General features: G+C 61.1%; 19 protein-coding genes. 8 read left to right on the top strand and 11 right to left on the bottom strand.

Annotation, left to right across the window (positions count from 1 at the left end):
• Positions 1-97: 97 nt before the first annotated feature.
• The 3 genes from choV to EIY72_RS05095 all read right to left on the bottom strand — a co-directional run bounded on the left by choV (position 98) and on the right by EIY72_RS05095 (position 3,132).
• The gene (gene choV / locus EIY72_RS05105) at positions 98-1,276 is read right to left on the bottom strand and encodes a choline ABC transporter ATP-binding protein (RefSeq protein WP_093229291.1); all 1,179 of its coding nucleotides are present in this window, start codon (positions 1,274-1,276) and stop codon (positions 98-100) included.
• Positions 1,273-2,118 carry a choline ABC transporter permease subunit gene (gene choW, locus EIY72_RS05100; RefSeq protein ID WP_093229294.1) on the bottom strand — a complete coding sequence of 282 codons (846 nt, stop codon included), beginning with the start codon at positions 2,116-2,118 and terminating at the stop codon, positions 1,273-1,275. Before choW ends, choV begins: the two co-directional genes overlap by 4 nt.
• Positions 2,119-2,184: 66 nt before the next feature.
• A complete protein-coding gene (locus EIY72_RS05095; RefSeq protein ID WP_093229297.1) occupies positions 2,185-3,132 on the bottom strand; it encodes a choline ABC transporter substrate-binding protein in 948 nt (315 codons plus the stop codon).
• Between the two features lie 424 nt (positions 3,133-3,556).
• Between EIY72_RS05095 and EIY72_RS05090 the strand changes: the two genes are divergently transcribed.
• Both EIY72_RS05090 and gbdR read left to right on the top strand, forming a co-directional pair.
• The gene (locus EIY72_RS05090) at positions 3,557-4,933 is read left to right on the top strand and encodes an L-serine ammonia-lyase (protein ID WP_093229300.1); all 1,377 of its coding nucleotides are present in this window, start codon (positions 3,557-3,559) and stop codon (positions 4,931-4,933) included.
• Positions 4,934-5,542: 609 nt separating this feature from the next.
• Positions 5,543-6,646, top strand: a complete 1,104-nt coding sequence (gbdR, locus tag EIY72_RS05085) for a choline metabolism transcriptional regulator GbdR (protein WP_090325880.1) — start codon at positions 5,543-5,545, stop codon at positions 6,644-6,646.
• A 101-nt stretch (positions 6,647-6,747) separates the two neighbouring features.
• Here gbdR and EIY72_RS05080 read toward each other — a convergent pair whose 3' ends face one another.
• The 6 genes from EIY72_RS05080 to choX form a co-directional block, all read right to left on the bottom strand.
• The gene (locus EIY72_RS05080) at positions 6,748-7,014 is read right to left on the bottom strand and encodes a hypothetical protein (protein WP_093229303.1); all 267 of its coding nucleotides are present in this window, start codon (positions 7,012-7,014) and stop codon (positions 6,748-6,750) included.
• Positions 7,015-7,403: 389 nt separating this feature from the next.
• A complete protein-coding gene (locus EIY72_RS05075; protein ID WP_093229306.1) occupies positions 7,404-8,564 on the bottom strand; it encodes a gamma-butyrobetaine dioxygenase in 1,161 nt (386 codons plus the stop codon).
• A gap of 12 nt (positions 8,565-8,576) precedes the next feature.
• Entirely contained in the window at positions 8,577-9,053 is a 477-nt protein-coding gene (locus EIY72_RS05070; protein ID WP_093229309.1) for a thioesterase family protein, read from the bottom strand.
• Positions 9,054-9,237: 184 nt separating this feature from the next.
• A complete protein-coding gene (locus EIY72_RS05065; protein WP_093229311.1) occupies positions 9,238-10,203 on the bottom strand; it encodes an L-carnitine dehydrogenase in 966 nt (321 codons plus the stop codon).
• 140 nt (positions 10,204-10,343) lie between these two features.
• A complete protein-coding gene (gene cdhC, locus EIY72_RS05060; RefSeq protein ID WP_016983621.1) occupies positions 10,344-11,231 on the bottom strand; it encodes a 3-dehydrocarnitine:acetyl-CoA trimethylamine transferase CdhC in 888 nt (295 codons plus the stop codon).
• A gap of 103 nt (positions 11,232-11,334) precedes the next feature.
• Positions 11,335-12,279: a choline ABC transporter substrate-binding protein gene (gene choX, locus EIY72_RS05055; RefSeq protein WP_093229314.1), complete on the bottom strand. Its 945-nt coding sequence runs from the start codon at positions 12,277-12,279 to the stop codon at positions 11,335-11,337.
• Positions 12,280-12,474: 195 nt separating this feature from the next.
• Here choX and EIY72_RS05050 point away from each other — a divergent pair, with 195 nt between their 5' ends.
• A complete protein-coding gene (locus tag EIY72_RS05050) occupies positions 12,475-13,419 on the top strand; it encodes a GlxA family transcriptional regulator (RefSeq protein WP_093229317.1) in 945 nt (314 codons plus the stop codon).
• A gap of 43 nt (positions 13,420-13,462) precedes the next feature.
• On the opposite strand, the gene EIY72_RS05045 is transcribed toward EIY72_RS05050, so the two are convergent.
• Positions 13,463-13,879, bottom strand: coding sequence for a DUF3010 family protein (locus tag EIY72_RS05045; RefSeq protein WP_093229320.1), 417 nt, complete (start codon positions 13,877-13,879; stop codon positions 13,463-13,465).
• A 61-nt stretch (positions 13,880-13,940) separates the two neighbouring features.
• Positions 13,941-14,342 (bottom strand): lysozyme inhibitor LprI family protein, encoded by a 402-nt coding sequence (locus tag EIY72_RS05040; RefSeq protein ID WP_093229322.1) that lies wholly within the window; start codon positions 14,340-14,342, stop codon positions 13,941-13,943.
• 222 nt (positions 14,343-14,564) lie between these two features.
• Here EIY72_RS05040 and EIY72_RS05030 point away from each other — a divergent pair, with 222 nt between their 5' ends.
• The 5 genes from EIY72_RS05030 to etfA all read left to right on the top strand — a co-directional run bounded on the left by EIY72_RS05030 (position 14,565) and on the right by etfA (position 21,568).
• A complete protein-coding gene (locus EIY72_RS05030) occupies positions 14,565-15,542 on the top strand; it encodes a dipeptidase (RefSeq protein ID WP_093230795.1) in 978 nt (325 codons plus the stop codon).
• A 78-nt stretch (positions 15,543-15,620) separates the two neighbouring features.
• Positions 15,621-16,151 (top strand): DUF5943 domain-containing protein, encoded by a 531-nt coding sequence (locus EIY72_RS05025; protein WP_007975505.1) that lies wholly within the window; start codon positions 15,621-15,623, stop codon positions 16,149-16,151.
• 15 nt (positions 16,152-16,166) lie between these two features.
• Positions 16,167-18,227 carry a dimethylglycine demethylation protein DgcA gene (gene dgcA / locus EIY72_RS05020; RefSeq protein WP_093229326.1) on the top strand — a complete coding sequence of 687 codons (2,061 nt, stop codon included), beginning with the start codon at positions 16,167-16,169 and terminating at the stop codon, positions 18,225-18,227.
• A 174-nt stretch (positions 18,228-18,401) separates the two neighbouring features.
• Complete coding sequence (gene dgcB, locus EIY72_RS05015) at positions 18,402-20,348, top strand: dimethylglycine demethylation protein DgcB (protein ID WP_093229328.1); 1,947 nt, start codon at positions 18,402-18,404, stop codon at positions 20,346-20,348.
• The gene (gene etfA, locus EIY72_RS05010; protein WP_093229331.1) at positions 20,348-21,568 is read left to right on the top strand and encodes an electron transfer flavoprotein subunit alpha; all 1,221 of its coding nucleotides are present in this window, start codon (positions 20,348-20,350) and stop codon (positions 21,566-21,568) included. Before dgcB ends, etfA begins: the two co-directional genes overlap by 1 nt.
• Position 21,569: the final 1 nt, after the last annotated feature.

Here is a 21,569-nt window from a genome sequence, read left to right as displayed (position 1 = left end):
GAGCAAGCTCCCTCGCCACATGTTCACCGTTTACAGCTGAATATCTGTACCAACAAAAACGCCGCGATCCTCTCGCGGCGTTTTTGTGTCTGGCGTGTTAGCCCAGGTTCTTGCCGAGCAACGCGTGATACAGCTCACTGTCGCCAAGAATCCCCACCACATGGTTGTTGTCGTGCAGCACCAGCTTGTTGCCGGTCTGGTAACGAATCAGCAGCGCATCACGCATGCCGATGTTGGAGTCCACCAGCGTCGGCTTGCGCTCCAGGCCGTCAACCGCCTGCCCGGGCATCCAGTTCTGCAGGTCCATGGCCGAGCCGTTCTTGCGTGCGCCCTTGATAGTGTTGCCTTCCGCCAGGTCCAGCCACGAATCGCCGCCCGGGTCCAGGCACACCGAACCGTTGATGCGCTTGCAGTTGTCCAGGGTGCGCATCAGGCTGCGACCGCACAGCACGTTCAGCGGGTTGGTGTGCGCCACGAAAGTCCGCACATAGTCGTCAGCCGGGTTGAGGACGATCTCTTCCGGCTTGCTGTACTGGATGATCCGGCCGTCTTTCATGATGGCGATGCGGCTGCCGAGCTTCAGGGCTTCGTCAAGGTCGTGACTGACGAACACGATGGTCTTGCTCAGTTTGCGTTGCAGCTCCAGCAGCTCGTCCTGCAGGCCCTGACGGATCAGCGGGTCGAGTGCGGAGAAGGGTTCGTCCATCAGCAGGATGTCGGCATCCATCGCCAGTGCGCGGGCCAGGCCGACACGCTGCTGCATGCCACCGGACAGCTCGTCGGGTTTCTTGTTGCGCCACTGGGTCAGGCCTACCAGCTCCAGCTTGTCATCCACCAGCTTGCGTCGTTCTTTTTCCGGACGGCCCTGCATTTCCAGACCGAAGCTGATGTTCTCGCGCACCGTCAGCCAGGGCATCAGGGCAAACTTCTGGAACACCATGGCGATGCGCTTGGTGCGCATCATTTTCAGCTCGGCGGCGGAGCAGGCAGCAATGTTGATCTGCTTGCCTTCGTGCTCGACGAACAGCTTGCCGCGGCTGACGGTGTTGAGGCCGTTGATGCAGCGCAGCAGGCTCGATTTGCCGGAGCCGGACAGGCCCATCAGCACGCAGATTTCACCTTTTTCGATGTCCAGGCTGGCTTTTTCCACGCCTACGATCTGCCCGGTTTTCTTCAGGATCTCGCTGCGGGTCAAGCCTTGGTCGAGCAGTTTCAGTGCCTCGCGCGGATCCCGGGTGAAGATCACGTCGACGTCTTCAAAGCGGATTATGCTCATGCGTCACCCCCTACTTTGGCTTCGGGTTGTTTGCAGATACGGTCGAGCATGATCGCCAGCAGTACGATCGCCAGGCCCGCTTCGAAGCCCAGGGCGATATCAGCGGTATTCAGTGCGTTGACCACCGGTTTGCCGAGTCCGTCGGCGCCCACCAGTGCCGCGATCACCACCATCGACAGCGACAGCATGATGCACTGGGTGATGCCGGCGGCGATGCTCGGCATGGCGTGGGGCAGTTCGATCCTTGTGAGCAGTTGGCGACGCGAGCAGCCGAAGGCCTTGCCGGCGTCCATCAGTTCTGCGGGCACATCGCGGATGCCCAGGTAGGTCAGGCGAATCGGCGCGGCAATGGCGAACACCACCGTGGAGATCAGGCCCGGGACCACACCCAGCCCGAAGAGGGTCAGGGTAGGAATGAGGTACACGAAGGTCGGTACGGTCTGCATCAGATCGAGTACCGGACGCATCAGTGTGTAGAAGATCGGCTTGTGCGCGGCGACGATGCCCAACGGCACGCCGATGACCACGCAGACCAGAGTGGCGAACAGTACCTGGGCGAGGGTTTCCATGGTTTCCTGCCAGTACCCCAGGTTGAGGATCAGCAGGAAGGAGGCGATGACGAAGACGGTCAGGCCCCATTTGCGTTGGATGAAGTGTGCCAGTAGGGCAATGAGTCCGATCAGCGCCAGCGGGTTGAACCAGGTCAGCGCAAACGTCACGCCGTGGATCATCGTTTCCAGGGTCACGGCGATTGCGTCGAAGGTGCTGGCGCCGTGTTGCGTCAGCCATTCGACGAAGCCCGCGATGTACTGGCCTAAAGGGATTTTCTGATCAATCAGCATGGTAGTGAACGTCCGCATGCAAGGAAATAAACAGCCCGGGCAGGCGAACCTGCCCGGCATAAGCGATTACTGGTTAATCTTGGCTTTCACGGCCTCCAGGCCTGGTTTACCGTCAATGGTGGTCACGCCAGCGAGCCAGGTATCGAGCACCTGTGGATTCTTTTTCAGCCAGGCCTTGGCGGCCGCTTCAGGCTTCATCTTGTCGTCGAGGATGTTGCCCATCAGGGTGCTTTCCATGTCGACGGTGAACTCCAGGTTTTTCAGCAACTGGCCGACGTTGCTGCATTCCTCGGTGTAGCCCTTGCGGGTGTTGGTGGCCACGGTCGCGGCACCGAAGTCCGGACCGAAGAAGTCATCGCCACCGGTGAGGTACTGGATCTTGAAACGCTTGTTCATCGGATGCGGCGCCCAGCCTAAGAAGACTACGGCGGTGTCGCGTTTTTGCGCGCGATCAACCTGGGAGAGCATGCCCGCTTCGCTGGATTCGACGACCTTGAAGCCGGCGTCTTTGAGGCCGAAGGCGTTCTTGTCGATCATGGTCTGGATCAGGCGGTTGCCGTCGTTGCCCGGCTCGATGCCGTAGATCTTGCCGTCGAGTTCTTTCTTGAATTTGGCAATGTCGGCGAAGTCGTGCAGGCCCTTGTCGTACAGCGCTTGCGGCACGGCCAGGGTGTACTTGGCGCCCTTGAGGTTGGTGCGCACCACTTCCACGGTGCCGGCATCGCGGTAGGCCTTGATGTCGTTTTCCATGGTCGGCATCCAGTTACCGAGGAACACGTCCATGTTCTTGCCGTCGGCCAGGGACTTGTAGGTCACCGGCACGGAAATCATGGTGGTCTTGGTCTTGTAGCCCAGGGCATCGAGCACGACGCTGGTGGTGGCGGTTGTTGCGGTGATGTCGGTCCAGCCGACATCGGAGAAGTTCACGGTACTGCATTGTGCCGGTTCTGCGGCTTGCGCCAGCAGCGGCAGACTTAACATGGCGGCCAACAACAACGACGGGGAACCTTTCATGGACGGACTCCTTGGTGTTTTTTTTGGCAGTGTTCCGACTGGACCACCGCACTTATAGGTTGCGGTTGGATGGCGTTCTGGAGACAGCTCTACCACGGCGCCGTGCAATCGAGTCGATATGATCATGTACCAGTGAAAATCTGACGCCTACAGGGCGCGTCGTATCCAGTACAGGGAGGGTCGCATCCAGTGTCGGTGACGTCGTTTACAGATTTTTTCAGCCCGATCTGGCCGTCTGAACCGCAAAAAAACGGCGAAAACACGGCGTAAAAGACACGCGGCGTTGGTGGGCATGAGTGCGTCGGTGTGAGACGTCGAACGACACAGTAAAAGCTTGATGATGCGGCCATCTCGGCGGATTGCAGCTTCAGCGTAGCAGCTCCGTCACCGTGCGCCCGGGCGTGCAATCAGGAGTTCGGCATTCATGGCTATCAGTGTTTTCGACCTGTTCAAAATCGGCATCGGCCCTTCCAGTTCGCACACCGTGGGGCCCATGCGGGCGGCGGCGTTGTTCGTCCAGGGCTTGCGGGAAAAGGGCCAGCTTGAGCGAGTGCGGCGGGTTGAAGTGCAACTGTTCGGTTCGTTGTCGGCAACAGGCATCGGCCACGGCAGCGACAACGCGGTGATCATGGGGCTGATGGGCGAATGGCCGGACGCCATTGATCCGTCGCAAATCGGCATTCGCATCGCCACCTTGCGCGAAACCGACACCCTGTTGCTCGACGGTCGGCTACCTGTGCCTTTCACCTGGACGCGGGATATGCGCCTGATCGACGAAAACCTGGCGTATCACCCCAACGCCATGACCTTGATTGTCGAAGACGAAAACGGCGAGTTCCATCGCGACACTTATTACTCGGTCGGTGGTGGTTTTGTCGTCGACCAGGCCCAGGCCTCCAGCGGTGTGGTGGATCTTGATCGCACAGAGCTGCCTTATGACTTTTCCAGTGCCGTTGAGTTGCTGGCGTTGTGCAAAGCGCATGATCTGAGCGTTGCACAATTAATGATGGCCAACGAGAAGGTCTGGCGCAGCGAAGAAGAAATCCGCAGCGGCCTGATGAAACTCTGGCGGGCGATGCAGGATTGCGTCGAGCAGGGGCTCCGGCACGAAGGCATCCTGCCCGGCGGCCTCAATGTGCGTCGGCGCGCGGCCAAGCTGCATCGCAGCTTGCAGGAGCTGAACAAACCCAACGTGATCGGCTCGACCCTGAGCGCAATGGAGTGGGTCAACCTGTTCGCCTTGGCGGTCAACGAAGAAAACGCCGCTGGCGGGCGCATGGTCACAGCGCCGACCAACGGCGCGGCGGGGATCATTCCGGCGGTGCTGCATTACTTCATGAAGTTCAGCGAGGCGGTCACCGATGCCAATGTCGTCGACTACTTTCTCGGTGCGGCGGCGGTGGGCATCCTGTGCAAGAAAAACGCGTCGATCTCCGGCGCCGAAGTCGGTTGTCAGGGCGAAGTCGGCTCGGCCTGCGCGATGGCGGCGGCGGGGCTGGCGGAGATTCTCGGCGCGACACCTGAGCAACTGTGCAACGCCGCGGAAATCGGCCTGGAGCACAACCTCGGGCTGACGTGCGATCCGGTGGGCGGCCTGGTGCAGGTGCCGTGCATCGAGCGCAACGCGATTGCGGCGGTGAAGGCAATCAATGCGGCGCAGATGGCATTGCGTGGGGACGGCCAGCACTTTATCTCGCTGGACCGGGTGATCCGCACCATGCGCGATACCGGTGCCGACATGCATGACAAATACAAGGAGACATCGCGGGGCGGGTTGGCGGTGAGTGCGGTGGAGTGCTGATCCATAATGATTTATTGGTTTTCTGTGGCGAGGGAGCTTGCTCCCGTTCGGCTGCGAAGCAGCCGTAGGACAGTGAGGATGATTAATTTGTAGAAATGTAATTGCAGGGGTCGGGGCTGCTACGCAACCCAACGGGAGCAAGCTCCCTCGCCACAGGTAATTAGCGTTGCCTGTTTATCTGGACCAGTCAAAACTGCGCACCAAGTGAACACCCGCTCAAAAGTGCGCCTCCTTTTAGCGCGTCGCTCACAGATAAATGACTGCGCCGGTGGTCGGGTACAATCAGGCCCTTGACCACCCGTCACCCGTGCCTGCGGTGACACTCCTCTCCAGCTGGGCGCAACGCCGTTCCCACAAGTGCTACCGAATTGCTCACAGCTCGTGGGGTGGGGCACTTGTCAGCCTTGATGGCCATTTATATCCCCACTCTCTGCGCGTCATATACAGACACATTCCGACGTCGTTTTCAGGAGTTATTGAACGCGCATTCAAATTTAGGCATGGCATTTGCTCTGTCATTACAAAGCCCGTCTCCTGCGCGAGTACGCCGGCAATAACAAGAGCCTCCGCCTGAGGCCCATCACCCGCTTTGTGTGAGGAGATACCGCGATGACGTCGTTCAACTCTGGGGCCCAACCCCAGAACCGTGCGCCTCAATCCATCGGCTTTCTGCTGCTGGACAATTTCACGCTGATTTCTCTGGCCTCCGCAGTCGAACCCCTGCGCATGGCCAACCAGTTGTCCGGTCGCGAGCTGTATCGCTGGACGACGCTCACCGTCGACGGCGGCCAGGTCTGGGCCAGTGATGGCCTGCAGATCACCCCCGACGCCTCCATGCACAAGGCCCCGCCGATGGACACCGTGATTGTCTGCGGTGGTATCGGCATTCAACGCACTGTTACCCGCGAACACGTGTCCTGGTTGCAAAGCCAGGCCCGTCAGTCCCGTCGCCTGGGCGCCGTGTGCACCGGCAGTTGGGCGCTGGCCTGTGCCGGTCTGCTCGACGGCTTCGATTGCAGCGTGCACTGGGAATGTCTTGCTGCGATGCAGGAAGCCTTCCCGCGCGTGGCCATGAGCACCCGTCTGTTCACCCTCGACCGTAACCGTTTCACCAGCTCCGGCGGCACCGCGCCGCTGGACATGATGCTGCACCTGATCAGCCGTGATCACGGTCGTGAACTGTCGGCGGCGATCTCGGAGATGTTCGTCTACGAGCGTATCCGCAACGAACAGGATCACCAGCGCGTGCCGCTCAAGCACATGCTTGGCACCAATCAGCCGAAGTTGCAGGAAATCGTCGCGCTGATGGAAGCCAACCTCGAAGAGCCGATCGACCTCGACGAACTGGCGGTGTACGTCGCCGTGTCCCGTCGCCAGCTCGAGCGTCTGTTCCAGAAATACCTGCACTGCTCGCCGTCGCGCTACTACCTCAAGCTGCGCCTGATCCGCGCCCGGCAGTTGCTCAAGCAAACGCCAATGTCGATCATCGAAGTAGCGTCGGTGTGCGGCTTCGTCTCCACGCCGCATTTCTCCAAGTGCTACCGCGAATACTTCGGCATTCCACCGCGTGACGAGCGCGTCGGCTCCAACACAACCCAACAAGTGGCAATGATGCCGCTGCCGCAAGCCCTGGTGCTGTCGCCGCTGTCCGGGCCGCTGTCGGCGTTGAGTCAGGCGCGCAATGAGTCGACGTTTGCCAGCGTAAGGCTTTAAACCGAGTCATCTTCATCGCGAGCAAGCTCGCTCCCACAGTAAATGCGCCATGTTCGAAATGGCGCAGAACCTGTGGGAGCGAGCTTGCTCGCGATAGCGTTTTACCGGGTGGTGTGACTCTGCTGATACTCCGCCAACGCCGGCAGCAACTGTTTGTCGATCGCCTGTCGCACCGCCGGCAGGATGGTTGCGCTGCTGGTGTACATCTCCTTGACCATTTTGCGCAGTTCATAGGCCCGGGCGTCGTCCAGGCCCCTTACCACGCACTCGCAAGCCTGTTCGGCGGTAGCGCCGCCGGGCACGTTGAAGCCCAACGACTTGAGCTGTCCCAACAGGTCTTCCTGGTCTATCAAATCGGCGTGCATCATGACGCAATCCTTCTTCAGGGAACGGTGTCGTGGCTCGATTCTGGTAGGGCCACGCAAGTGCGGCAAGGGCGATTTGTCGATATGGCCGCAATGACTATGAACAGGTCGTTTTCGGCTAACTTGCCTTTCCAGCGAGCAGGCACACTGGATTCAGCTGGTTTCACGAGGGTTTGGTCACCCTTCTGCGCAGCTCCTCAACAGTAACTTCTGCCCCGATCCTGTGACGGCTTGCATCGGGGCTTTTTTTGCCTGTGGGGTTTGTATCGCCTGTCCCGACGCCAGCGTGGAACGCCGCCCGGAGCACGCCCGCTCCCCAGATGACCGCGTTCTTTCATGGGATTGCGGTCGAATGTGGGAGCGAGCTTGCTCGCGATGAACGATGACGCGGTCTAGCGCTGCAACACGAGAATCCGCGACAACAACTCATCCCGGTCGACATAGCAGCCCTGGAAATGCCGCGCCCCGCTGGCCGGGTCGAACGCATTGCGCGCATGCAGGGTGCGGCGATTGTCGAAGCACCACAGCTCACCCGGATTGAGCCGCTGCATCAGTCGGAAACGCGGCTCGCGAGTCATGGCAATAAAGCGCCGGTAGGCCTGATAGAGCCGTGGCATCTGCTCCACCGACGCATCGAACGGCCCGCGCAGAAAATTGGCCATGCGGATTTCAGAAACCTGGCCCGAGGCATCCAGCGCGATGATCGGCGCCAGGCAACGGTAATCGCTGTGACGGTCCTTGTTGCGAAACTCCACGGGGATTTCACACAGGCTTGTGAAGGCTTGCGGGTCTTCCCGGCGCAAGGCTTCGGCAATGGCAAAACCATCGACGAAAATGCTCTCGCCACCCTCGGCATCGTTGACCAGGCAATGCAGGAATTGCAGTCCGGGTTGCAGCTCCCGTGTCGGCAAGTCGCTGTGTAACGGCAGATTGAAAGCGGTGTACGCATTGCTGTCGGCATCGGCCTTGGATTGCACGTTGAACAGCACGCCGAAGTTGCTCTCGCGGATGAAGGAAATGCGCTGGGCGATCAGCTTCAGCGAGCCAGGCTCGGTGGGCACGCCACGCACTTGGGTCAAGCCAATATCCCTTACCGCCAACAGCCATTGCAGCAGGGCATTGTTGTCGGTCATCAGCGCCTGATACTCGAACACCGGCAGCTGTAAGTCGCTGTGCCACAGCCTGGCCTTCGGCTTGCATGCCTGGCGCTCGGCGCGGGATTCGTCGTCGTAGGCGTGCGCGCGCAACCAGCCGGGGTCGAAGCGGCTGAGGTGGCCGTCCTGCCAGGCCACCGACAGGCAACCTTCGGCATCAACGTGCGCGGCGTCAGGCGCAAGGTCCTGGGGCACGTCGACGATTTCCAGCACCTGCTCGCGGGTCACGCTGTAGACGCATTGCGGACATGGGCAGTTGTCACGCAGCCATTGATGGTGGAAGGGGCTGAGGCGGTTGTCGGCCCAGCGCACCAGAAGGTGATCGTCCATGTCCTGCACGCCGGCCAGCGCGCTGATCAACGGATAAGTACGGAAATCGGCAAAGGCGGCGGTGTTCATGGGAGCTCCTTGTTATTTTTTTGGCGGCAGTGCGATCACTCGGCCAATGTACTCGGGCGTTGGCAGGTCTGCCTGTTCGGCGACCATGGTTTGCAGGCGGTTCAATGACAGTTCGCTGAACGGCGCCGATCGTGGTCCGGCCAGGTCGACATGCAGGAGCATTTGCTCATTGCCCGCCAGTTCTTTTGCATCACCGACCAGATGCAGGCTGTGATAGAGGTGCAGGCGTTTGCTGTCGTGGGCGATGATCTGGGTGTGTACTTCGACGTCGGCGTCGAGCTTTACCTCATGCAGGTAGTTGAGGTGCAGTTCAAGGGTGAACAGCGAGTTGCCGCTGGCTTCGCGGCTGTTGCTGTCCAGGCCGAGGCGATCCATCAAGGCGTCGGTGGCATAACTGAAGATCAACAGGTAGAAGGCGTCGCGCAGGTGGCCGTTGTAGTCGACCCAGTCGGGGATGATGCGGGTTTGGTAGGTGGTCAGTGCGGGCATGAAGAAACTCCACTGTATGAATGCTGGCAAACCTATTTTGTGGCGAGGGAGCTCGCTCCCGTTCGGCCGCGAAGCGGTCGTCAAGCATCAACAAAGGTGATCCTGCTAACAGATCACCTTTGGAGGATTTGGGGCTGCGTTGCAGCCCAACGGGAGCAAGCTCCCTCGCCACAGTGCGGTGTGACTACTCGCTGAACGCCATCCCGTGCTTCTCTTTGGTGGTCTTCACCGCCTCCAGCACCGCCAGCAGGCAGTCATCACGATAGCGCTCCAGCGCCGAAATGCTGTGTTTGCCCAGTTGATCACTGGTGCCGTCGACCACGTCGTCGATCAGCTTGTCGGTGAGCTCCGGCGCCGGCAGGTAGGTCCACGGCAACTGCAGTGCCGGGCCGAACTGTGCCATGAAGTGGCGCATGCCGGCATCGCCGCCGGCCAGGGTGTAGGTCAGGAACGTGCCCATGAACGACCAGCGCAGGCCTGCGCCGAATCGGATCGCGTCGTCGATTTCACCGGTGGTTGCCACGCCGTCATTGACCAGGTGCAGCGCCTCGCGCCACAGCGCTTCGAGCAAACGGTCAGCGATGAAGCCGGGGACTTCCTTGCGCACATGCAGCGGGCGCATGCCGAGGCTTTCATAGACGTTCATCGCCGCCTGGACGGCCTCGGGCGCGGTGTTCCTGCCCCCGACCACTTCCACCAGCGGCAACAGGTAAACCGGGTTGAACGGGTGACCGACCACGCAACGTTCCGGGTGGGTGGCGCTTTCGTAAAATTCGCTCGGCAGCAAGCCCGAGGTGCTGGAACCGATCAAGGCGTTCGGCTTGGCGGCGGCGCTGATCTTGCTGTGCAATTCCAGCTTCAGTTCCAGGCGCTCCGGCGCACTTTCCTGGATGAAATCGGCATCGCGTACGCACTCTTCAATGGTCGCGACAAAACGCAGGCGATCTTGCGAGGCGCCCGGCGCCAGACCCTTTTTCTCCAGGGCTCCCCAAGCGTTGGCGACACGTTTGCGCAGGGCGGCTTCGGCGCCGGGCGCCGGGTCCCAGGCGACGACGTCGAGGCCGTGGGCGAGGGCGCGGGACACCCAGCCGCTGCCGATGACGCCGCTGCCCAGGGCTGCGAAGGTTTTGATGTCGGTGATGAAGGTCATGGCAAGTTCCTGAATTCGGCTCGAAAAAACTGTGGGAGCGAGCTTGCTCGCGATGATGTCGGTACATCCGATGCATCACTTGAGGCAGCTCAACCGCTATCGCAAGCAGGCTCGGTCCCACAGGGGGAAAGGTGTTTGGGTCAGCCGCGCTGGGTCAGGCCCATCTTCTTGCGGCCTTCAGCCGGGGTCAGGACGCGGGCGCCGAGGCGGCTGAGGATTTCCGTGGCGCGTTCGACCAGTTGGCCGTTGGTTGCCAGTACACCCTTGTCCAGCCACAGGTTGTCTTCCAGGCCGACCCGCACGTTGCCGCCGAGCAGCACGGCCTGCGCGGCCATCGGCATTTGCATGCGTCCGATGCCGAAGCCTGCCCACACCGCATCGGCCGGCAGGTTGTCGACCATGGCCTTCATGGTGGTGGTGTCCGCCGGCGCACCCCACGGGATGCCCAGGCACAGCTGGAACAGCGGGTTGTCGAGCAGACCTTCCTTGATCATCTGCTTGGCGAACCACAGGTGACCGGTGTCGAAGATTTCCAGCTCGGCCTTCACGCCCAGCTCGGTGATGCGCTTGGCGCCGGCACGCAGTTGCGCCGGGGTCGACACGTAGATGGTGTCGCCATCGCCGAAGTTCAGGGTGCCGCAATCGAGGGTGCAGATTTCCGGGAGCAGTTCTTCGACGTGGGCCAGGCGTGTCAGCGGGCCGACCAGGTCGGTGTTCGGGCCGAACTCCATCGGGTTCTCGCCGGCGCCGATCTCCAGGTCGCCGCCCATGCCGGCGGTCAGGTTGACGATGATGTCGACGTCCGCCTCGCGGATGCGCTCCATCACTTCGCGATACAGCGCCACGTCACGGCTGAACTTGCCGGTTTGTGGATCACGCACATGGCAGTGCACCACGGTAGCGCCGGCCTTGGCGGCTTCCACCGCAGCGGCGGCGATTTGCTTTGGCGTGACCGGCACGTGCGGGCTCTTGGCGGTCGTGTCGCCAGCACCGGTGAGTGCGCAGGTGATGATGACGTCGTGGTTCATGGTGCGGTTCCTTTCAGGCGAATGCTTTATGGGGCAAAAAATCCGGGTGTGACGATCCGCTCCGCAGCCCTTGCGGGCTGCGAACCGGTGCTTCAATCGGGTTTTATTTGCTGGTCAGTTGCAGGTTCTCGGCGGCCGGTTTGCCGTCGAAGGTGGTCACGCCATCAAGCCAGCGCTTCTTGTCCTGCGGGTGATCCTTGAGCCACTGTTTGGCCGATTCGAAGGCGTCCTTGTGATCCAGCAGCGGCTGCATCATCCGGCTCTCGTCTTCGGCGGTGAAGGTCAGGTTGGTCAGCAAGCGGCCAATGTTCGGGCACTGCTCGGCGTATTTCGGCGCGGTGACGGTCCACACGGTGGCCTTGCCTTCGTTCGGGCCGAGGGCGTCATCGCTGCCGGTGAGGTAGGTCATCTTGACGTTGACGTTCATCGGGTGCGGCGCCCAGCCGAAGAACACCACGGCTTCGTTGCGACGTACGGCGCGGTCGACGGCGGCGAGCATGCCGGCTTCGCTGGACTCGACCAACTGGAACTTGCCGAGGCCGAACTGGTTCTTGCTGATCATTGCCTTGATCTGGGTGTTGGCCCCCGAACCGGGCTCGATGCCGTAGATCTTGCCGCCCAGTTCCTTTTCAAACTTGGCGATGTCGGCGAAAGTTTTCAGGCCCTTGTCGGCCAGGTAAGTCGGCACCGCCAGGGTCGCGCGGGCGTCTTGCAGGCTTGGTGCTTCAAGCACCTTGACCTGATTGGCCTGGACGAACGGGGTGATGGTCTGGGTCATCAGCGGGTTCCAGTAACCGAGGAACAGGTCCAGGCGCTGATCGCGGATCCCGGCGAAGATGATTTGCTGGGAGGCGCTGGTTTGTTTGGTGTTGTAGCCGAGGCCATCGAGCAAGACCTGGGTCATGGCGCTGGTGGCGATCACGTCAGTCCAGTTCACTACACCCATGCGCACGTTCTGGCACGCGGCGGGTTCGGCGGCCATGACACTGGCGCTCAGTAAGGCGGTACCGCTGAGTGCAAGAACACAGCTGCTGATCAGTCGTTTCATTCTCAGGTTCCTCGGCAGTTCGTTTATTGTGAGTTCCGGTGTCTGATGCGCCGGTGATGACACGTTACGCAGCAAATCAGTCATGAAAGCGCACTACGGCGACCAGCTCTTGCACAGCAGCGACCTGTGCTCTTGAATGGTCCTGGTAACTGGCGTATCAACGTCTTCACGCTACCCGTTTATCGAGCGCGCTCAATGTCCCAGGATTTCTACTTCTTGTTGATGCCGGGTTTTTCGGCGATCGGCTTTATCTCGGCCGTCGAGCCGCTGCGGGTGGCCAATCGTTTTCGCGGCGAGTTGTATCGCTGGCACGTGCTGAGTGCCGATGGAGGCGCGGTCCTGGCCAGCAATGGCATGTCGGTCAACGCCGACGCCGCCCTGGAGCCGCTGAAGAAGGGCGCGACGCTGCTGGTGGTCGCCGGTTTCGAGCCACTGAAATTCGCCACCCCGCCACTGGAGCATTGGTTGCGTCGCCTGGACAGCGACGGCGTGACACTCGGCGCCATCGATACCGGTAGCTTTATTCTTGCCGAGGCGGGGCTGCTCGATGGCCATCGCCTGACCCTGCATTGGGAAGCCATCGATGCGTTCAAGGAATCCTATCCACAGCTCAGCGTCACCCAGGAACTGTTCGAGATCGACCGCCGACGTATCACCTCGGCCGGTGGCACGGCTTCCATTGATTTGATGCTGGACCTGATCGCCCAGTCCCACGGTCCGGATCTGGCGATTCAGGTCAGCGAACAATTTGTGCTCGGGCGCATCCGTCCGCGCAAAGACCACCAACGCATGGAGGTGGCCACGCGTTACGGCATTCGCAACAAGAAGCTGGTGCAGGTGATCGGCGAGATGGAACAGCACAGCGAGCCGCCGCTGAGCACTCTGGAACTGGCGGAGTCGATCAAGGTGACGCGGCGGCAGCTGGAGAGATTGTTTCGGTTGCATCTGAACGACACACCAAGCAATTTCTACCTGCAGTTGCGGCTGGAGAAGGCGCAGCAATTGCTGCGCCAAACAGACATGAGTGTGCTGGAAGTAAGCATCGCCTGCGGGTTTGAATCACCGTCATATTTCACCCGCAGTTATCGGGCGAAATATGAACGGTGTCCGCGGGAGGATCGACGTACCGCAAAAGCCTGACTATCCCAAAATCTGTAGGAGCGAGCTTGGTCCAGTAGAAAACTTACTTCTTCAGCAGTGCCGAACAAGCCGCCTTGTAAGCCTCATGCTGATACTTGTTCAGCGTCCCTGGCAGTTCGACATTGTGCTTCTTGACCTGGGCATTGATGGTCTGCGGCGACAGCAGCGTCACCTCACAACCCTCCAGCAACTGGAAAACCCCTTCGATCTTGAAGGTGGTTGGTCCACCGGCAAACTCGCCTTTCTTGCTGCGCTTCTTGATCACGATCCGGTCGATGGAATTCTCGCGAACGAAGGACGCCACCTGAGCGGCAAAAACCTTGACGTTGGCGGCCTCGTCGTCATCCTCGAGGGCGATTTTCTTGGTGGCGAGTGCGACATGGCTCAACGCCTGACCGTCGAGCGACGCCACGGCAATAATCGCCTCGCTGGCCTTGATTTCGATGCCGCAGATTTTCATTTCGAATCCCGTAAATGACAGAAGTTGTGCAGCTTACAGCTCCAGTTGACCAGCAATGTCATCACTCCTGCCCAATCGACTCCAGAAACTCCGACCGTTCGTCACTCATGCGTGCGATGCAGTCGTTTTGCGCAATGGTGAAGGCCTTGCTGCCGGCGGTGGCCGGGAAGGCTTCGACGGCGCAGTCGGCGTCGCGGGTTTTCAGCCATTGTTGTTGGGCGGCCTTGAGTTTGGTGGTGATGTCGGCCAGTTGCGACGGGTTTTTGCCGTATTGCGACTGCATGCGTTCATTCAGGCCGTTGTAGTTGTCCTTGAGCAGGTCTTCGGCCGTGGTGCGGCTGTAGACCGAGCATTCCAGGGTCTGGACGTCGTTTTCGACGGCGTCGCACGGGTTGCTGTCGGAGTCTTCGGCGGCCTGAACGCCGGTGGCCATCAGTGCCAATGCCAGGAGGATGAATTTCATGTGCGTCGCCCTACATCAAGAGATGGGGCGAATTCTGGCCTAAGCCTGCGACCTTGAACAGGCCGGCGATCGGAGCTGGCGATCACCCTTTGTCGCGGATTGACGCTTTCGGCAATTCCCCTGTCGTTTTTGCACCCGGCTGCCCCGGCAGCGAGGCATATGCTGGCCCCAAAGCGCCGGCAGACGATTCGGCGCATGAATCGCCAAAAAGGGGACAGCCTGATGAGCCCAGCCGAATTGCACGCCGACAGCATCGTTATCGACGGGCTGATTATTGCCAAGTGGAACCGTGAACTGTTCGAAGACATGCGCAAGGGCGGCCTGACCGCGGCCAACTGCACCGTGTCGGTCTGGGAGGGCTTCCAGGCCACCGTCAACAACATCGCCGCCAGCCAGAAACTGATTCGCGAGAACAGCGACCTGGTGATGCCGGTGCGCACCACCGCCGACATCCGCAAGGCCAAGGAACAGGGCAAGACCGGCATCCTCTTCGGCTTCCAGAACGCCCACGCATTTGAAGATCAGATCGGCTACGTCGAGGTGTTCAAGCAGCTCGGCGTCGGCATCGTGCAGATGTGCTACAACACCCAGAACCTTGTGGGCACCGGTTGCTACGAGCGCGATGGCGGCCTGTCGGGCTTCGGTCGTGAAATCGTCGCCGAGATGAACCGTGTCGGCGTCATGTGCGACCTGTCCCACGTCGGCTCGAAGACCTCCGAGGAGGTCATCCTCGAATCGAAGAAACCCGTCTGCTACTCCCACTGCCTGCCGTCGGGGCTCAAGGAGCACCCGCGCAACAAGTCCGATGAAGAACTGAAGTTCATCGCCGATCACGGCGGTTTCGTCGGCGTGACCATGTTCGCGCCGTTCCTGGCCAAAGGCATCGACTCGACCATCGACGACTACGCCGAGGCGATCGAGTACGTGATGAACATCGTCGGCGAAGACGCCATCGGCATCGGCACCGACTTCACCCAGGGCCATGGCCAGGACTTCTTCGAATACCTGACCCACGACAAGGGCTATGCCCGCCGTCTGACCAGCTTCGGCAAGATCATCAACCCGCTGGGCATCCGCACCGTGGGCGAGTTCCCGAACCTGACCGAGACCCTGCTCAAGCGCGGCCATTCCGAGCGTGTGGTGCGAAAAGTCATGGGCGAGAACTGGGTGAATGTTCTCAAAGATGTCTGGGGCGAATAAGCCGCCGCACTTCTGAATCCTTTCCCGCTGCCGTCCGTGCAGCGGGTAACACAACGAATTTTCTGGAGTTAAGTTTCCATGGCCAAGATCGCCCCGCAATTGCCTATCGAAGTCGACAGCGAGACCGGAGTCTGGACCTCCGACGCCCTGCCGATGCTCTACGTGCCACGGCATTTCTTCGTCAACAATCACATGGGCATCGAGGAAGTGCTGGGCGCTGAAGCCTATGCCGAGATCCTCTACAAGGCCGGCTACAAATCCGCCTGGCACTGGTGTGAAAAAGAAGCCGAATGCCACGGCCTGGAAGGCGTCGCGGTGTTCGAGCACTACATGAAACGCCTGTCGCAGCGCGGCTGGGGCCTGTTCAAGATCCAGGACATCGACCTCGACAAAGGCACCGCCAGCGTCAAGCTCGAACACTCCGCGTTCGTCTACGTCTACGGCAAGGTCGGGCGCAAGGTCGACTACATGTTCACCGGCTGGTTTGCCGGCGCGATGGACCAGATCCTCGCCGCTCGCGGCAGCAAGATCCGCACCGTGGCCGAGCAAGTCTACGGTGGCTCCGAAGAGGGCCACGAAGACGGCTTGTTCATCGTCAAGCCGTTGTAAGTCGAGGAACCCGCCATGGCTTTCGAAGCAATGTTTCAGCCAATTCAAATTGGCAAATTGACCATCCGCAACCGCGTGCTCAGCACCGCGCACGCCGAGGTCTACGCGACCGACGGCGGCATGACCACCGACCGGTACGTCAAGTATTACGAAGAGAAGGCCAAGGGCGGGATCGGCCTGGCGATTTGCGGCGGTTCGTCCGTGGTGGCGATCGACAGCCCGCAGGAGTGGTGGAGCTCGGTGAACCTGTCCACCGACCGCATCATCCCGCACTTCCAGAACCTGGCTGACGCCATGCACAAGCACGGCGCCAAGATCATGATCCAGATTACCCACATGGGTCGGCGCTCCCGTTGGGACGGTTTCAACTGGCCAACGTTGATGTCGCCGTCGGGCGTGCGCGAGCCGGTGCACCGTGCCACTTGCAAGACCATCGAACCGGAAGAAATCTGGCGGGTGATCGGCAACTACGCGCAAGCGGCCCGTCGTGCCAAGGCCGGTGGCCTGGACGGCGTCGAACTGTCGGCGGTGCACCAGCACATGATCGACCAGTTCTGGAGCCCGCGGGTCAACAAGCGCACCGACGAATGGGGTGGCTCCTTCGAAGGCCGCATGAAGTTCGGTCTGGAAGTGCTCAAGGCCGTACGCGCCGAAGTCGGTGACGACTTCTGCGTGGGCATGCGTATCTGCGGTGACGAGTTCCACCCGGATGGCCTGTCCCACGAGGACATGAAGCAGATCGCCAAGTATTACGACGACACCGGCATGCTCGACTTCATCGGTGTCGTCGGCTCGGGTTGCGACACCCACAACACCCTGGCCAACGTCATTCCGAACATGAGTTATCCACCGGAGCCATTCCTGCACCTGGCCGCCGGCATCAAGGAAGTGGTCAAGGTTCCGGTGCTGCACGCGCAGAACATCAAGGACCCGAACCAGGCCACGCGGATTCTGGAAGGCGGTTACGTCGACATGGTCGGCATGACCCGCGCGCACATCGCCGACCCGCACCTGATCGCCAAGATCAAGATGGGCCAGGTCGACCAGATCAAACAATGCGTCGGCGCCAACTACTGCATCGACCGTCAGTATCAGGGCCTGGATGTACTGTGCATCCAGAACGCCGCGACTTCCCGTGAATACATGGGTGTGCCGCACATCATCGAGAAAACCGCCGGGGTCAAACGCAAGGTGGTGGTGGTCGGTGCCGGTCCTGCCGGGATGGAAGCCGCCCGTGTGGCTGCCGAGCGTGGCCACGACGTGACCCTGTTCGAGAAGAAGGAGTTCATCGGCGGGCAGATCACCACCGCTTCGAAAGCGCCGCAGCGCGACCAGATCGCCGGTATCACTCGCTGGTACCAGCTGGAGCTGGCGCGCCTGAAAGTCGACCTGCGCCTGGGCACGGCGGCGGACATTCCGACCATCATGGACCTGCGTCCGGACGTGGTGGTGCTGGCCGTCGGCGGTCACCCATTCCTCGAGCAGAACGAGCACTGGGGTGCCGCCGAAGGCCTGGTGGTCAGCAGCTGGGACGTGCTTGACGGCAAGGTCGCGCCGGGCAAGAACGTGCTGGTCTACGACACCATCTGCGAATTCACCGGGATGTCGACAGCCGACTTCCTCGCCGACAAAGGCAGCCAGGTCGAGATCGTCACCGACGACATCAAGCCCGGCGTGGCGATTGGCGGTACGTCGTTCCCGACCTACTACCGCAGCATGTATCCGAAAGAAGTGATCATGACCGGCGACATGATGCTGGAGAAGGTCTACCGCGAAGGCGACAAGCTGGTGGCGGTGCTGGAGAACGAATACACCGGCGCCAAAGAGGAGCGGGTGGTGGATCAGGTGGTGGTGGAGAACGGTGTGCGTCCGGACGAGGCGCTGTACTACGGCCTCAAGGAAGGGTCGCGGAACAAGGGCCAGATCGACGTCGAAGCCCTGTTCGCGATCAAGCCGCAGCCATGCCTGGAGCAGAACGGCGACGGCTACCTGCTGTTCCGCATCGGCGACTGCGTGGCCCAGCGCAACGTGCACGCGGCGATCTATGACGCGCTGCGGTTGTGCAAGGATTTCTAAGAGCTTGTGGATAACCCTGTGGGAGCGAGCTCGCTCGCGATAGCGTTGGTACATCCGATGCATTTTTGTCGGTAGAAACACCGTCATCGCGAGCAAGCTCGCTCCCACAGGAATCGGGCAAGGCATTCAGGTCGTTTGGCCTGCAAGACCCCCGAGGTCTTTGGGAGCTTCACCATGTTGAACACCCTTCTTCCAATCCTGTTGTTCGCAGCCCTGGCCCTCGCGGTCCTGGGCGCCTTGCGGCGGGTTTCCATGTGGCGCCAGGGGCGGGCCTCGAAGGTCGATTGGCTCGGCGGTCTGTTCGCCATGCCCAAGCGCTACATGGTCGATTTGCACCATGTGGTGGCGCGAGACAAGTACATCGCCAACACCCACGTCGCCACGGCCGGTGGTGCGGTGGCGTCCATCGTGCTGGCGATTCTGGTGCACGGTTTCGGCCTGCATAACCGCATCCTCGGCTATGCGCTGTTGCTGATGACGGCGGTGATGTTCGTCGGTGCGATCTTCGTTTATCTGCGGCGACGCAACCCGCCTTCGCGCCTGTCGAAAGGCCCGTGGATGCGCCTGCCGAAAAGCCTGCTGGCGTTTTCCGCTTCGTTCTTCCTGGTAACCCTGCCGGTGGCTGGCATCCTCCCGGAAAACTTTGGCGGTTGGTTGCTGGCGATGATCCTCGGCGTCGGCGTGCTGTGGGGCGTATCGGAGTTGTTCTTCGGCATGACCTGGGGCGGGCCGATGAAGCACGCCTTTGCAGGCGCCTTGCACCTGGCCTGGCACCGCCGTGCCGAGCGCTTTGGTGGCGGTCGCTCCACCGGTTTGAAACCACTGGACCTTGAAGACCCGAGTGCGCCTCTGGGCGTGGAAAAACCCAAGGATTTCACCTGGAACCAGTTGCTCGGTTTCGACGCCTGCGTGCAATGCGGCAAGTGCGAAGCTGCGTGCCCGGCCTTCGCTGCCGGCCAGCCGTTGAACCCGAAAAAACTTATTCAGGACATGGTCGTCGGCCTGGCGGGTGGCACCGATGCGAAGTTCGCCGGCAGCCCTTATCCCGGTAAAGCGATTGGCGAACACAGTGGCAACCCGCATCAACCGATCGTCAACGGCCTGGTGGATGCCGAGACCCTGTGGTCATGCACCACCTGCCGCGCTTGCGTCGAGGAGTGCCCGATGATGATCGAGCACGTCGATGCCATCGTCGACATGCGTCGTCACCTGACTCTGGAAAAGGGCGCGACCCCGAACAAGGGTGCCGAAGTCCTGGAAAACCTGATCGCCACCGACAACCCGGGCGGTTTCGCGCCGGGCGGACGGATGAACTGGGCGGCGGACCTCAACCTCAACCTGCTGAGCGAGAAGAAATCCACCGACGTGCTGTTCTGGGTCGGCGACGGTGCCTTCGACATGCGTAACCAGCGCACCTTGCGTGCCTTCGTCAAAGTACTGAAAGCAGCGAAAATCGACTTCGCCGTACTCGGCCTCGAAGAGCGCGACAGCGGTGACGTGGCTCGGCGCCTGGGCGACGAAGCGACCTTCCAGTTGTTGGCCAAACGCAACATCCAGACCCTGGCCAAATACAGTTTCAACCGCATCGTCACCTGCGATCCGCACAGTTTTCACGTGCTGAAAAACGAGTATGGCGCCTTCGACGGCAACTACCTGGTGCAGCACCACAGCACCTATATGGCAGAACTCATCGGTACCGGCGCGCTCAACCTTGGCCAGCACAAAGGCAGCAGCGTGACCTATCACGATCCGTGCTACCTCGGTCGCTACAACGGCGAATACGAGGCGCCGCGCGAGGTTCTGCGCGCCCTTGGGATTGAAGTCAAAGAGATGCAACGCTCCGGTTTCCGCTCGCGCTGCTGCGGCGGTGGCGGCGGGGCGCCGATTACCGACATTCCCGGCAAGCAACGGATTCCCGACATGCGCATGCAAGACATCCGCGAGACGGGCGCTGAACTGGTGGCGGTGGGTTGTCCACAATGCACGGCGATGCTTGAAGGTGTGGTCGAACCACGACCGCTGATCAAGGACATCGCCGAACTGGTGGCTGACGCGCTGCTCGAAGAGGATGCGCAAAAGTCAGCGGCACCGGCCAAACGTGAACCCGCGGAGGTGCACTGATGAGCGACATTATCCGCCGTGATCCGCGCGCCGAATGGATCGCCCGTAACCGTTTGCACCCCCTGCACGCGGCGATGCAACCGGCGCAACACAGCTGGATGGGCCCCAACGGCGTCATTCGCAAGAATCTGCATGGCATCGGTTTTATCGGGCCGAACGGGATCAAGCGCATCGACCGCAGTGGTGCTCAACAGGGTGGGTCGGCCAAGCGCTCGGCGACCGTCGAAGTGCAATTGCCGTTGCATCAGGTGGCTGCGCCGGCGTTCTACATCAGCGTGGTGCCGGACATGGTCGGTGGCCGCCTGAGTAGCCACGACAAGGATTTGCTCGGTCTCGCCCATCAACTGGCTGGCAAGGACGGCGCCGTGCTGGCGGTGGTCTTCGGTGAACACAAGGAAACCGCGTTTTCCACAGCCGGCGTCGATCGTTTGCTGGTGCTCGACGGTGAGGCATTCAACGGTTATGCACCGGAGCAACGGGTCCAGGGCTTGCGGGTTGTGGATAACCAGTTCAGTCCCCGGCACTGGTTGCTCCCGGACAGCCGCACGGGCGGTGGCGAACTGGGTCGACGTTTTGCCGCGGCACTGGGTGAGCGTCCGGCCACGCGGGTCTGGCAGGTCAAGGATGAGACGTGCACCGGCCGTGCCGGCGCTGGCTTGCAGGATCTGGTCCGGCCGCTGGCACGCTTGATCCTGGCGGCTGCCGAATGCGCAGAACCGGTCAGCGAAACTCGTCACGAAGCCTTGCCTGTAGAGTTATCCACAAGCGTCGCGCGGAGTTTGTCGCGCATCGAGGATCTGGGGGCGGTGGCGGTGGACCCGGCAGTGATTCCCATGGCCGAAGCCGAGTTCATTTTCTCCGGCGGCAACGGCGTCAAGGACTGGGAACTGTTCCATCGCACTGCCGCTGCGTTGGGCGCCACTGAAGGGGCTTCCCGGGTGGCGGTAGACGACGGCTTCATGGCTCGCGACCGCCAGGTCGGTGCTTCCGGCACCTGGGTCACTGCGCGGGTCTACGTGGCGGTGGGGATTTCCGGGGCGATCCAGCACCTGCAGGGCATCGGTGCCTGCGACAAGGTGGTGGCAATCAACCTCGACCCGGGCTGCGACATGATCAAGCGTGCCGACCTGTCGGTGATCGGCGAAAGCGCGGAGATTCTTCAAGCCTTGATCGCGGCGGTAGAGGCCTACCGCAACGACGCCAAGCGCGATGCGGCTTAAG

It is taken from the genome of Pseudomonas vancouverensis, from assembly GCF_004348895.1.
In the GTDB taxonomy this organism is placed as follows: Bacteria; Pseudomonadota; Gammaproteobacteria; order Pseudomonadales; family Pseudomonadaceae; genus Aquipseudomonas; species Aquipseudomonas vancouverensis.
This window is presented reverse-complemented; position numbering and strand designations above follow the sequence as displayed.

Coding starts and splice junctions, on each gene's coding strand:
- choV (WP_093229291.1), bottom strand. CDS start 1,276: ATGAGCATAATCCGCTTTGAAGACGTCGACGTGATCTTCACCCGGGAT.
- choW (WP_093229294.1), bottom strand. CDS start 2,118: ATGCTGATTGATCAGAAAATCCCTTTAGGCCAGTACATCGCGGGCTTC.
- EIY72_RS05095 (WP_093229297.1), bottom strand. CDS start 3,132: ATGAAAGGTTCCCCGTCGTTGTTGTTGGCCGCCATGTTAAGTCTGCCG.
- EIY72_RS05090 (WP_093229300.1), top strand. CDS start 3,557: ATGGCTATCAGTGTTTTCGACCTGTTCAAAATCGGCATCGGCCCTTCC.
- gbdR (WP_090325880.1), top strand. CDS start 5,543: ATGACGTCGTTCAACTCTGGGGCCCAACCCCAGAACCGTGCGCCTCAA.
- EIY72_RS05080 (WP_093229303.1), bottom strand. CDS start 7,014: ATGATGCACGCCGATTTGATAGACCAGGAAGACCTGTTGGGACAGCTC.
- EIY72_RS05075 (WP_093229306.1), bottom strand. CDS start 8,564: ATGAACACCGCCGCCTTTGCCGATTTCCGTACTTATCCGTTGATCAGC.
- EIY72_RS05070 (WP_093229309.1), bottom strand. CDS start 9,053: ATGCCCGCACTGACCACCTACCAAACCCGCATCATCCCCGACTGGGTC.
- EIY72_RS05065 (WP_093229311.1), bottom strand. CDS start 10,203: ATGACCTTCATCACCGACATCAAAACCTTCGCAGCCCTGGGCAGCGGC.
- cdhC (WP_016983621.1), bottom strand. CDS start 11,231: ATGAACCACGACGTCATCATCACCTGCGCACTCACCGGTGCTGGCGAC.
- choX (WP_093229314.1), bottom strand. CDS start 12,279: ATGAAACGACTGATCAGCAGCTGTGTTCTTGCACTCAGCGGTACCGCC.
- EIY72_RS05050 (WP_093229317.1), top strand. CDS start 12,475: ATGTCCCAGGATTTCTACTTCTTGTTGATGCCGGGTTTTTCGGCGATC.
- EIY72_RS05045 (WP_093229320.1), bottom strand. CDS start 13,879: ATGAAAATCTGCGGCATCGAAATCAAGGCCAGCGAGGCGATTATTGCC.
- EIY72_RS05040 (WP_093229322.1), bottom strand. CDS start 14,342: ATGAAATTCATCCTCCTGGCATTGGCACTGATGGCCACCGGCGTTCAG.
- EIY72_RS05030 (WP_093230795.1), top strand. CDS start 14,565: ATGAGCCCAGCCGAATTGCACGCCGACAGCATCGTTATCGACGGGCTG.
- EIY72_RS05025 (WP_007975505.1), top strand. CDS start 15,621: ATGGCCAAGATCGCCCCGCAATTGCCTATCGAAGTCGACAGCGAGACC.
- dgcA (WP_093229326.1), top strand. CDS start 16,167: ATGGCTTTCGAAGCAATGTTTCAGCCAATTCAAATTGGCAAATTGACC.
- dgcB (WP_093229328.1), top strand. CDS start 18,402: ATGTTGAACACCCTTCTTCCAATCCTGTTGTTCGCAGCCCTGGCCCTC.
- etfA (WP_093229331.1), top strand. CDS start 20,348: ATGAGCGACATTATCCGCCGTGATCCGCGCGCCGAATGGATCGCCCGT.